We start from the raw sequence: 265 nt of genomic DNA on the forward strand, positions 1-265 counted from the left end.
GGCCGAGCGGCTGGCCGTGCTCCGTTCCGGCGGCATGAACCTCGCCGTCCACCCGCGCGACTCCCGCAAGAGCGCCTGACGCACGACCCCGAAAGGGCCCCGTCCTCCTGGAGGATCGGGGCCCTTCGGCTTGCCCCGGCGCAGGCGCCGGGGCGGTAAGTCACGGACGCTGGTCCGGGTCGACCACCTCGCCCTGGATCACCTTGCCGTCCGGGCGGTGGATCCGGATCTGCTCCTGCAGCCGCATCGCGTCGGCCACCGGGTC

Annotated in this window: 1 pseudogene; it reads left to right on the forward strand. The window is 74.0% G+C overall.

The features are described 5' to 3' along the window. Positions 1-79: pseudogene (locus tag C7C46_RS37815) on the forward strand (RNA polymerase-binding protein RbpA); the annotation flags it as partial. Between the last annotated feature and the right edge of the window lie 186 nt (positions 80-265).

This window comes from Streptomyces tateyamensis (assembly GCF_003205575.1).
In the GTDB taxonomy this organism is placed as follows: Bacteria; Actinomycetota; Actinomycetes; order Streptomycetales; family Streptomycetaceae; genus Kitasatospora; species Kitasatospora tateyamensis.